Source organism: Aurantibacter sp. (genome assembly GCF_042094015.1).
Lineage (GTDB): Bacteria > Bacteroidota > Bacteroidia > Flavobacteriales > Flavobacteriaceae > Aurantibacter.
In genome coordinates this window covers 1-11,962 of record NZ_JBELDZ010000038.1, presented here as the reverse complement: position 1 = coordinate 11,962, position 11,962 = coordinate 1, and the positions used below count along the sequence as shown (strand labels likewise).

Annotated in this window: 8 protein-coding genes; 4 read left to right on the top strand and 4 right to left on the bottom strand. The window is 28.2% G+C overall.

Annotated elements, in window-relative coordinates; genetic code table 11:
* The coding region (locus tag ACFDSN_RS07225; RefSeq protein ID WP_375239174.1) for a tetratricopeptide repeat protein at nucleotides 1–1,885 on the bottom strand (1,885 nt) is incomplete at its 3' end.
* Nucleotides 1,886–2,033: 148 nt separating this feature from the next.
* On the opposite strand from ACFDSN_RS07225, the gene ACFDSN_RS07220 reads away from it, so the two are divergent.
* From ACFDSN_RS07220 to ACFDSN_RS07210, 3 genes are all read left to right on the top strand, one after another.
* Entirely contained in the window at nucleotides 2,034–2,312 is a 279-nt protein-coding gene (locus ACFDSN_RS07220; RefSeq protein ID WP_375239173.1) for a hypothetical protein, read from the top strand.
* Between the two features lie 69 nt (nucleotides 2,313–2,381).
* Complete coding sequence (locus ACFDSN_RS07215) at nucleotides 2,382–3,566, top strand: oligosaccharide flippase family protein (protein WP_375239172.1); 1,185 nt, start codon at nucleotides 2,382–2,384, stop codon at nucleotides 3,564–3,566.
* 123 nt (nucleotides 3,567–3,689) lie between these two features.
* Nucleotides 3,690–4,913, top strand: a complete 1,224-nt coding sequence (locus ACFDSN_RS07210; protein WP_375239171.1) for a glycosyltransferase — start codon at nucleotides 3,690–3,692, stop codon at nucleotides 4,911–4,913.
* Here ACFDSN_RS07210 and ACFDSN_RS07205 read toward each other — a convergent pair.
* From ACFDSN_RS07205 to ACFDSN_RS07195, 3 genes are read right to left on the bottom strand one after another with little or no spacing between them, the layout of a single operon-like run.
* Complete coding sequence (locus tag ACFDSN_RS07205; protein ID WP_375239170.1) at nucleotides 4,900–6,417, bottom strand: glycoside hydrolase family 2 TIM barrel-domain containing protein; 1,518 nt, start codon at nucleotides 6,415–6,417, stop codon at nucleotides 4,900–4,902. The genes ACFDSN_RS07210 and ACFDSN_RS07205 overlap by 14 nt on opposite strands.
* Nucleotides 6,411–7,625 carry a hypothetical protein gene (locus tag ACFDSN_RS07200; protein ID WP_375239169.1) on the bottom strand — a complete coding sequence of 405 codons (1,215 nt, stop codon included), beginning with the start codon at nucleotides 7,623–7,625 and terminating at the stop codon, nucleotides 6,411–6,413. The genes ACFDSN_RS07205 and ACFDSN_RS07200 overlap by 7 nt, the downstream gene beginning before the upstream one ends.
* Nucleotides 7,625–10,705, bottom strand: a complete 3,081-nt coding sequence (locus ACFDSN_RS07195) for a hypothetical protein (RefSeq protein ID WP_375239168.1) — start codon at nucleotides 10,703–10,705, stop codon at nucleotides 7,625–7,627. The genes ACFDSN_RS07200 and ACFDSN_RS07195 overlap by 1 nt, the downstream gene beginning before the upstream one ends.
* Nucleotides 10,706–10,876: 171 nt before the next feature.
* Between ACFDSN_RS07195 and ACFDSN_RS07190 the strand changes: the two genes are divergently transcribed.
* On the top strand, nucleotides 10,877–11,962 hold a 1,086-nt coding region (locus ACFDSN_RS07190), incomplete at its 3' end, for a response regulator (protein ID WP_375239167.1).

Here is an 11,962-nt window from a genome sequence, read left to right as displayed (position 1 = left end):
GACTAGAATTGTTCTCTATGTATTGTAATCCAGTTGCTGCTGTTAACTCGTAAAAGCATTCTTTAGGTTTTGTTGTAATTTCATCTTTAATTAGGTTGATGAATATTTCTGCAGCATTAAACTTTTCTGGACTAAAGTAAATAACTGGGACTTGATTTTTAAATGTAATGTATTGATAATTTATACCTGTTTTAAGTGATGGTTTTTTTAAAATAGTGTAATACAGAGATGTGAATAGTAAATTTCTAGAGTTGTCATCATTTTGATTTGTGTAAAAATATTGTGTAAACCATCCAAGATTAAAATTAGTACTTATATTATAATTAGCATAAAAGTTGTTTTGTATAATCTCTTGATCTAATAATTCTGCATTGAAACTTTGTAATTCGCGTTTATATCCAATGTTTAAATTTTGTAATTTAAATGGTTTAATTTTAATAGAAATATCAGTTAAAAATTGTGTATAATTATTTGTTGTTGCTTTAACGGATGTAATTCCTGCAAGACTCTTAAATGTTATATTTGGTAATAGTTGGTAAGATAAACCAAGACTTAAGTCACTAGAGTTAGCTTTGTTGTTTGTGATTTTATTACTAGTGTTTCTGTAATTATAATTTCCTAAAATTTTAAATTTTGTAGAGATAGGGAATTCTATTTTGTTGTTAAAAAAGATTGCTTCGTTATCTCCATTATCAAAAGTATACAAGGTTTTTACTTCGTAAGAAGGGGTAAAAACCACATCAATATTTTTTATAAAATTAGTTGCATCCTTTTGATTCTTGTAAAATCGTAAAGTGTTTTCTGCAGAGAGATATGCATTATTATAAAAACCTAAGGCTTTTAAAGTGTTAGCTTTACCTAAATTGCCATCAAAAGAAGTACTGTCATTTTCTAGAATTTGATTGTAATCTGTTAAGCTTTTTTTGAAATCACTTCTATGGGTGTTAAGTGTGGCACGAAGCGCTAATATCCAGTTCTTGTTTGGCTCTTGTGTATTTAATTTATTTATAAGAGTTCCTGCTGATTTATATTTTCCATTCCATATTAAGGCTTGCGTGTAGCGTTCTGTAGTTTGCTGTATTAATATAGAATTCGTCTTTTTCCCTAAACTATTAAAAGCTTGTGAGCTTAATTGTAATGCTTCTTTTTCTTTAGTGTTTAGGTGAGAAGTTAAGGCTAAACCATTAAGAGCGTAGATTTTGTTATTTGGGTTTTGTAATAATATATTATAAGTTTTTTTAGCATCTTCTGGTCTATTAATAATTAAATAAAGATTTGCTAAGTTTAATAAAGTGTTTTTGTCATTAGCATAAAGGTTTAAATTTTCCTTTAGTAAAGATTCGGCTTCATTATATTGTTGGTTTTGTTGTTTTTTATAAGCATAACCTAGATAGATATATTTTTTTGAGTTTAGAGCATTTGAGTTGTTAGGAAAGATTTCTAATGCTTTGTTAACGTATGTTAGAGCTTCTTTGTATTCTTTTAAGTTTGATAATGTATTAGCGTAGCTAAGTAATGCGGGAAAACTTTTATTGTTTTCTTTTATTAAATCTTTAAAATGATTTTTAGCTTTTAAAAAATCATTATTCCATAATAAAGCCTCGCCATAATTAAGTTTCACCTCATAGTCATTCGGATAATCAGCTAGAAGGTTTGTGAAAAGTAATTTAGCTTTTTCTGGTTTTCCATTTAAGCCAATTGACCTTCCTAGGCATAGTCTAGCAGTTTTATTATTAGGATAGTCTATTAATATGTTTTTAAAAAACAGTTCGGCCTTAGTGTATTTACCAGTTTCTAGAAAGGTGAAACCTTCTTGCATTTCTTGTGAAAATCCAAAATAGGTACTTATAATAATAATAAGGGTAAATGTATTTTTGAGCTTCATAGTATTGTTTTTTACTACTTGCAAGTTAGTTAAACTATACCAATCATTCATCTATAGAAACTTGTATCCCAACGAAAAACAAATAAAAAAATGAGTTGTTATAAGATATTTACAACAGAAACTAATATTAATTTAAATACAATCTATTATGGCTTTACAAATTTTAGAAAACAACGGAACATTTTTTTTAGAAGGAAACTTAAATGCTACAACTTCAAGGTCTTTTATTATTCATTTTGAGTATTTAATTAACTCATGCAGTTCTATAACAATTAATATAGGACGTTTAAAAGGGATAGACTCTAATGGTGTATCAGCTATTAAATCACTATTTGCGAACGCACTTAGAAATCAAAAACTTTTTTCTGTTAATGGTTTAGGGTCTAAAGATATTTATGAGGACATTCAATCTGATAATGCAGCGTAATTAAAGTTTAGTAATATGGTATTGCAACTTAAACCACTCAATTTTAAATTAACTCAAGAACACTTTTTTATGTTAAGTGTTCTTGTTGTTAATGGTGGGAATTATTTATATAACCTTATTCTAGGAAGAATATTGGGGCCAGAACAATTTGCAGACGCGGCTGTTTTAATTACTTTATTATTAGTGCTTTCTTTTTTCGCAATGACATTCCAATTAGTAACAGCTAAATTTTCAGTAGAATTAGAGCGTAATATTTTCGTGAGCTTTGTTTCTAGAGTATATAAATATTCTTTTTTTGTTGGGTTGTTTTTTGGTGCATTAGTAATTGTGTATTCAAAATATTTACAGTTACTTTTTAATACATCTAGTTCAATTATGTTTGTTGTTTTTGGTGTTGGTATTCCATTATATTTTTTAATGAGTGTAAATAGGGGAGTTTACCAAGGAACTAATCAATTAAAACAACTCTCCATAACTTATCAATTAGAAATGCTAAGTAGGTTGTTAGTAACATTAAGTTTAATATATTTTTTTAATATAAAATCGCCTATTGTAATAGCTTTAGGTATACTATTATCTTTTTGTTTTGGAATGCTTCCTTTTAAAGTTAATATAATTAGATTTAAAAATAATCTGAAACTAGATAACTCTTTAGTAAAGTCTATGAGATCTTTTTTTGTGATTACGGCATTCTATGAATTAACACAAATTATTATTAATAATAGCGATATTCTTTTAGTTAAACATTATTTTGATTCTTATGAAGCGGGTTTGTATGCTTCATTAGCCCTAATAGGTAGAATTGTTTATTTTATAGCTTGGATGTTTGTAATGTTATTATTACCAACCGTTGTGCAATTGAAAAAAGAAGGAAAGGATGCATCTAAGGTATTATTTAAGTATGTAGGTTATATTACAATTATAGCAAGCGCAATTGTTTGTATTACATTTTTATTTCCCAAAACAGCTATTTTAATTTTGTTTGGTGAAGACTATCTATCAATAGCATCTTTGTTATGGAAATATGCTTTGTCAACAGGTATTTTTGCAATCTCTAATATTTTTGCTTATTATTTTTTGTCTTTAGATAAGTATATACCGGTAGTACTTTCAGGTTTTTTTGGGTTATTACAAGTTATTTTAATTGTATTTTATCACAATACTTTAGAACAGGTTGTATCTGTTCAACTTGTAGCTATGTTTTTATTATTAGCTTTCCAATTAGGATACTTCTTTTTTAATTCCAAAAAGTAATATAGGTACATAAAACATAAGTAATTCTCCATTCGTCTACAGCAAAAGGTCATATAACTAAAAATATCATATAACCTTCATTTAAAATTGCAATTTCATACTGTAACAGTAAATGTTTTTATTATGAAATTAGCAATTGTAACCGCTTATCCGCCTAGTAAAGTAACTTTAAATGAGTATGCTTATCATTTAGTTAAACATTTTAGACAAAATGATGATGTAACAGAAATTGTTTTATTAACAGATAAAACAGAAGAGCTTAAAGATGTTTTTTTTACAGAGAATGGTTGTAAGATTTTAGTTAAAGAATGTTGGGGATTTAATAGTTACCTAAACATTGTTAGTGTAACAGCAGCAATAACTAAGATTAAGCCAGATGCAGTTTTGTTTAATTTGCAGTTTATGAAATTTGGCGACAAAAAAATTGCAGCAGCATTGGGTTTAATGTTACCATTGGTATGCAAACTTAAAGGAATTACTAATATCGTTTTACTTCATAACATTCTAGAAGAAGTAGATTTAGGTTCTGCTGGATTTACAAAAAATAAAATAATGCAAAAACTATATGGATTTATTGGAACTAGTTTAACAAAACTGTTGTTAAAGTCCGATACGGTTATAGTAACTATGCAGAAGTATGTTACAATATTAAAAGAGAAATATAATGCAAAAAACGTAAGATTAATTCCTCATGGGACTTTTGATGTTTTTGATAAACAACCTAATTATAAGTTACCAAATGGACCATTACAGATAATGACTTTTGGGAAATTTGGAACTTATAAAAAAGTAGAAAACATGATCGAAGCTGTAGAGAAAGTAAGACAATCTACAGGATTAGATCTAGAAATTGTTATTGCAGGAACAGATAACCCTAATGTTCCTGGTTATTTAGAAAATATTAAAGAATTATATAAACATATAAAGCAAGTAAGGTTTACAGGTTATGTGGAAGAGAAAGATGTTTCTAAACTTTTTAATGAAAGTGCTGTAGTAGTCTTTCCATACACATCTACAACTGGAAGTTCTGGTGTTTTACATCAAGCAGGAAGCTACGGAAAAGCTGTTGTTATGCCAGATTTAGGGGATTTAGCATTGTTGATTGAAGATGAAGGTTATAAAGGTGAGTTTTTTGAACCCAATTCTGTCGATAGTTTAGCCAAAGCTATAGAAACTATAATTGTTAATAATGATTATAGAATAGATTTAGGTAAAACTAATTTTAAAGCAGCTAACGCATATCCAATGGGTAAAATAGTTGAAATGTATTTAAGCGAATTTGATAAAATAAATAACTTTAAATCATCTCAAGAAAATACTATTCTACAGGAAATCACTTTTGACTAATATATTTAAATGCTTCTTTTTTAACACCATCTTTGTCTATAAAACCAAATCGTTTTTGAGTGTCTTTTCTCCAAGGTAAATTACCAACAACAGATTTTGGTACTTTGACAAAATCATATAAGGTCCAAGACATAAATTGTAAATTATTATCTTCAATTATATTTTGGGCTTTTTTATGGTAATTTAATTGATCTTCTTCCGATGTTCCAAAAGGTCTCCAGAAACCACTATAAGAAGATATCCCAAATTCTTGCATAACTATGGGTTTACCAGAAACTTCTTTTTTTAATGATTTAACAGCTTTGTCTAAATTTGCTAAATCTTCATAAAAATGGAAAGATATTAGGTCTACTTTGTTTTTTAAAATTGAAGCACTTTGTGTATTAGACCAGCCAATTGTAACTGGATGATTAGGATCTGCTAATTTTACTACATCTAACATTTGATCTAACCACGCAATTATTTTTTCTTTTCCTCTAGATTCAAAATCTAAATTAGGTTCATTTTTTATATCCCAAGCAAGGACTGCATTATGGTTTTTAAAAGTTGAAACAATTTTTTCAGCGTGACAATTATTTAAAGTCCAATTTAATATGGAGTAATCACCATAAAAATCAAAAAGCGTAATAACTACTTTTAATTCGGTTTCTAATGCAACGTCTAACGTTTGCTTTAGTTTTTCTATTTTTTCAGGAATGACTTTCGCTTGTCCAAAATTATCATATTGAATAAAAATTCTAACAGAGTTTAACCCTGCAGCCTTTATAATTTTAAAATCTTTTTTTATAGTGTCTTTATTGAACTTATATCCAAACATATCCCAAGGTGTATCTTTTGGGTAATAGTTTATTCCTTTAATTTTTAGACTATCTGTATTAATAATAGATTTTTTAGGTTTATATTGTTTTACATTCGTTTTTACAGAGTGTCTAATGCGCCAAAATCCATCTTCAAGTAAAAAAACTATAGTATAAGTAGATAATTCTTTAGTTTCTAAAATCTGTTTTTCATTTTTTAAAACACGTTTGTATTCTAAAACGTCTTTATCTGTAATTACCGCTAACTGTCCATCTTCACTAAAAAAATCTAATGAGATATTGTGGTTAAGTGTTGTAGATTCTATATTGATGTTGTTTTTTTTATTTAAATCTATTATGTCATAAAGGTTTTTTCTTGCATTATCTGTGTAATAATCTTTTAAGCCTTCTTTTGTGTTTGTTTTATTAGAAACGTGTTTAAAATACAACGCATTTAAATAATCTTCTTCTAAGCTGTTTAGGGTTTCTTGGTCCATCTTTCTACCCTTATTTTTTAGAGGAGACCATATTACTTTTGGGAAGTAATGTTCCGTTTGTTTTATTTCAGTATGTAACATGTTACTCCTATCAGCACCTGTGTTTAAATAGCTAAAAACTGCACTGATACCAGAAATAATTAATGTAGTCACCATAATATATGATGCTATTAGTGTAAAGCGTAATAATTTTTTATTTAAGCTTACCATTTGCTATTAGTATTAAAAGTCTTTTCTAAACCTGCTGTTTCAATCTTGAATGTATAATTTTCTTTAGCGTAAAGTTTAGGGTTTAAATTAAATGTTACATAGCCATTGTAAGAGGTTCTTTCTTTTATTGTAACGAGTTTATTATCGTTATATATAGAAAGTGATACGTTTAAGCCATCAGGAATCATTTGTTTCATAAAACTCTGTAATGGACCAATAGTTATTGAGTTGTTTTTTTTAGAGAAATTAACATTAAAATCCGTTATTACTTGCTTGTAGTTTAAAGTTATGAAATTGCTTTCGGCCATACCATCTATATAGGCTTTGATTTTCCATTCATTTTTAGATTCGGGATGGATTATTTTTCCAGTAGCTATACCGTTTATTGTTGTTCCACTAGTTTTTAGAACTGTTTTGTTTTTAGTTGTAATATAAAAAGTCACATAAGTACCATCTACAATAGTATTATTATTTATGTCTTTGATTATTGAAGTGCGAAATGTTGTTATTTGGTTACCATCGGCATAGTTGTGATCTCTTTCAGCTGAAATATTAAAATTTACAGGGACATCTGGATAAGCTATTACGGTATGCTCTTTTGAATTTATTTGCAGGCATTCAGAAGATACTAATATGCGTCCGTTTTTTTTCTTGGAGTATATGTTTTTATATGAGATTAAATTTTTAGTATAAATTTCTTCTTCTTCTTCAATATTTAAAAATTGATGTTTAATAGTAATCTTAGTGTTATCAGGAAAAGGATTATCTAAACTGTCTATTGGTATAGCTACTAGCATTGCAAAGTCTTTCTCTCCAGCCAATATACTTGGTGGTCCAATGTAGGTTTCTATAGTAGAAACTTTGTTTTTAGCTTTTATTAAAATAAGTCCAGATATAGCTTTTTTACCATAGACTAGAGTCCAGTTTAAAACGCCTTTTTTAGAACAGAAATTAGTAGGTATTTTGTAATTAAGTATGTCTTTACTAATTGTTGGGTTTATTAACGTAGAACCGTAGCTATTAGAACAATATAATTGTGTTTGTGTATTTGGGTTATTAAATTTTAAGACTATAGTTTGTCCTGCTTCAAATTGAGATTTAGTAGTTATTAATTTGCAAACATTAACTGTTTGGTTGTTTTTAAAAACCGTAAAAGAGCTTAATGCTATTAAACCAATTAGAATTAAATATATTTTTTTTAGAATCATTAATTTGGGTTTCCAATATAAGTGTTAGTTTCAACTTTAATATAACTAAAGTTTGAATAATTGATTTCTTGAAGTTCTGTTTTAGTATGATTATTTATTCTATTTGGTACATTTTTTTTTGCAATAGCTTTGTTTGGTAAACCGTTAATAAAAATGTGATCCATATTCTGGTTTATTGTTTTGGGATACAAATTTTCTAATAAATTATATTCAAAAGCCTGTTTGCGTTGCTGTCTAATACCATTTTGTATAAATTTATGGTCAACCCAAATTAAGTTTTTATCATTATCATAATATGAAATTAACAATTGAGGTATTGTTACCTCTTCTAAACCACTGTTAAAAAGAGTACCATTAATTACGGTTTTTTTTATCTCTATATTACTTATTGCAATAGACTTATATAAGTCAGAGCCAGAAACATTTCCAGAAATTTGTAAATTAAAGGTACAAGGTTCTTCGTTTAGTTGAATTGATGTAAATTGATCTGGGTTAAAAGTGTTTGGGATAGAATCTTTTGTTTTTGACCAAGCTATACCTTCAAAATCAATTTTAAAAACAGTAGTCTCTTTCGGCATTAATTTGTGTTTTACATGGTATTTTGCATTGTAAGTTGCTAATTGATTGTTATTCTTGTCGTAAAGAGTACCTTTTAATGTAATATCTGCAGGTACATTATCTATGTTTTGGACCTCTCCAATTATGGAATAATTATTATTATTATTTACTAATTTTGCAAAAAGGACTTCTAATACAGGTTGTTTTAAAACATCTTCATGGTGTGTTTGTTCAGTTGTGATTCTTCGTCTTCCTTGATTAAAATAGTTTGTTTTGGTTCCAGAATAAAGTTGATTTGGTGGCAAATCTGTATTTAAATTATCGGGCTGTAAAAACCATTTATTTCTGTTTTTGTATAAAGTTTTAAAATATATTTTAGTAATTTTTTCTAAAGGAGTAATCCATTTCGTAATTACTTTTGCGGTAGCACTGTTTCCATTTTTAGTGGTTATAATGGTTTTAATTTCGTCCAGTTTAGCATAACTACTTAACAGTCCATCAGAAACGGAAACCTCTAACATATATTGAGAAATAGATAAATTGCTTTTTGGATTAATTAAACTATATGCTTTTTCAAATTGTTTAAAATCTAATGCATCATAATATGCAGTTATAACATTTTCAGGACTTCTGTGTGAATCGTTTTTAATGTAAAAATTATAAATGAAATACGTAATTATAAAAGCTAATAGTATTGACCATATGTGAATTGTTTTTAAAAGCCAATTAGGGAATTTAGAATGTTTTATTTTTTGATTTAAATCTGGAGTAGGTTTTGTTTTTAATGCGTTTACCAAAAGTATTTGTATGTTTAATATAAAGGCTATTGTAATTGTTAATAAAGGAATGATTCCCCAGACAATTTTTTGCCAATCAGAAATGTTTTCTTTTGGTAAAATGGAAGTTAGTGGGGTAATATTTAAGCGTTCCCAAACCATAATGCCATTTTCTAATCGTCTTAGGCGTTGCCATCCACAAAAGTATAGAATTGGGTCGTAGAACTTATCGTTAGAGAAAATATATTTTAGGTTGTATTTTTCTGGTATGGTTAGAAATTGTTGTAACGAACCTATACCTGCAACACCTTTAAACTTAGAATTCTCTAATCGTTCTACTGGTCTTGTTGTCAGTTCAGGAAGTCTTCTAGCTGAATGATAGTTTCCGTCTACAGAAAGAGCTTTAGTTTGACTACTTAACCATGCCATTTGATCTCCAAAACCTAATGTTAAGAATCGCCATTTGTCATGATCATCTTGGTTTAAAAAATTAACAATAGGGAGTATTTTTATTTTTTGAGGTTGCGACGGTCTAAAATAATTTAGGCTCATTGAGAAAATTACCATAAAAATAAAAAGACTAGCAAGAATACCTCCAATTATTCGGTGATAAATAGTTCCGAATTTTGATTGTATTAGGATCTTTAAATCACCATTAGCGAACCTATATGTAAATTCTCCTAATAATGGAAGAGACATAATAGAGGCCCAAAGTGTAAACCTATCTAATGTTAATATATTAAATGCAGTTTCTCCTAAAACGAAACGAGGAATAAACGTTGTGCCACCAGTTCCTAATATGGTTAAAATAGTTATAGATAACCCAAAAAACAGAAAGCGTTTACTATAATATCTATAAAATATGTATGGGAAAAGAATAAGTAGTATCCCCCAAGGAATTAAAAAAAAGACTAAACCAGAAGATGTAACCTCTAGGAAATTATCTCTTGATCCATGAGGAATTGGAACCTGAGTAATTGGGTTGTTTTTTGAATTAATCCAATAAGGAAGTATGCAACCAATAATTATGAATAAAGAAGAAACTCCAAAAATAATAATACGATTAAAGAGTTTTGTGAAACTTTTATAAAACACGATGAACGTAATTTTTTTATACGTTTTAACGCGTTCTTTAGACACGTCCATTATTGCCATACCTATTAATGGAAATATAAAAAAGATCATTCCAAAAATAGGAGTTACATGGTGAGAGGTTACGGTTACTGCTATTAAAGATACAGAGGTTGCTAGATACCAATATTTGCATGTTTTTAACCAAAGGTAAATTTCTGGTAAGGCGTGCATTAAAATAGAAATCCCTATTATACTTGGTAGCTGACCAAAAAGATGTAATGTTTCAATAAATGATGATGAGAACACGGCTAGAATAGCTGAATAACCGGCAATTGTCCTGTTCGATGTAATAAGTAAAGAAAATCGATAGACTCCAGTTATAAAGAGTATTACGGCAATAATAGCAACGCTAAACAAACCAAACTTTAAGCCGCCAATTAAACTTAGTAAGGCAATAGATTGATGTACTAATGGAGGATAACTCATTACAGTAAAACCAGTGTACCATTTATAATTCCATGGCTCAAACCAGTTGTTGGTATAATGTTCTGCGAAAAACAAATGAATTAAAGCATCGTAAGTTGTTTCTAAAGTGAAAAAAATAGATGTACCATGGAAAGCTATACCTATAAGTAAAGCAATGATTAAGTATTTGTTTGTAGTTTTTTTCATTTAAAAGAATAACAATGTAAAGATATGTATTTTAATTACTGAGTCTAATATTAATCAACGATAGAATTCTACCATTCATCTATAGCAAATGACAACACTATCTAATTTTCCGATTTGAAAGACGAAATCGTTCTATTTTTGAAATGTGATTAACCTTTAAAATTATTTATTATGAAAGTTTTAGCTATAGATGATCAAAAGTTGGTATTACTTCCTTTAGAAAAAAGGTTAACAGATTTAGGTTATGAAGTTGTAACAGACACAAACTCTGAAAATGCAATAGAATTATTTAAAACATTCAAGCCGGACTTGTTAATCATAGACGTTAATATGCCTAAGGTTTCAGGAATGGATGTTGTAAAACACATTAGATTAGCCTTAAAATCTACTACACTAATTATGATGTTGTCTGGTGAAACAGATGATGAAACTATAGTTAAAGGGTTTGACTTAGGTATAAATGATTATATGAAAAAACCATTGAGTTTAAACGAGATAGCAGCAAGAGTAAATAGGTTGTTGGGGCAGTTTAAATCCAATACAGAGTTAGGTACTGATGCTATAATTCAAAAACGTTGTGTTGGTGTTGTAATACCATGTTATAATGAATCAGAGCGTTTGTTAAGTGAAGAATTTATAACTTATATAGATAAAAATACAGGATATCATTTGTGTTTTGTTAATGATGGAAGTGAAGATGATACTTTAAAAATACTTAAAGATTTGCAAAAAGGACGCGAGAGTTTTATAACTGTGTATAATTGTAAAAAAAATGGAGGAAAAGCAGAAGCTGTTCGTTTAGGGATGTTGCATATGTCTAAAAAAAGTGATTTAGATTATATTGGGTTTTTAGATGCTGACTTGTCTACAGACTTATCTGATTTTGATGACCTGGTTAAAACAATAGAAGGTTCTGAATTTAAAATTGTAAGTGGCTCAAGAATTACAAGAATGGGAGCAAATATTACTAAAGAATCTGCTAGAAAAATAATTAGTTTGACTATTAATTTCATTATTAGAAAAATTCTTAAAATGTCCTTTAAAGATACACAATGTGGTGCGAAAATTTTTCATAAAGATGTGATTAAAATAGCTTTTAGAGATAAATTTGTAACACAATGGATTTTTGATGTTGAAATTTTTAAAAGAATATCTCATTATTATGGTTTAAAGAAGGCGAAGTTAATGCTATGCGAGAAACCACTTAAACGATGGATTCATGCAGATGGTTCAAAACTCTCAATGAAAGATTCTATA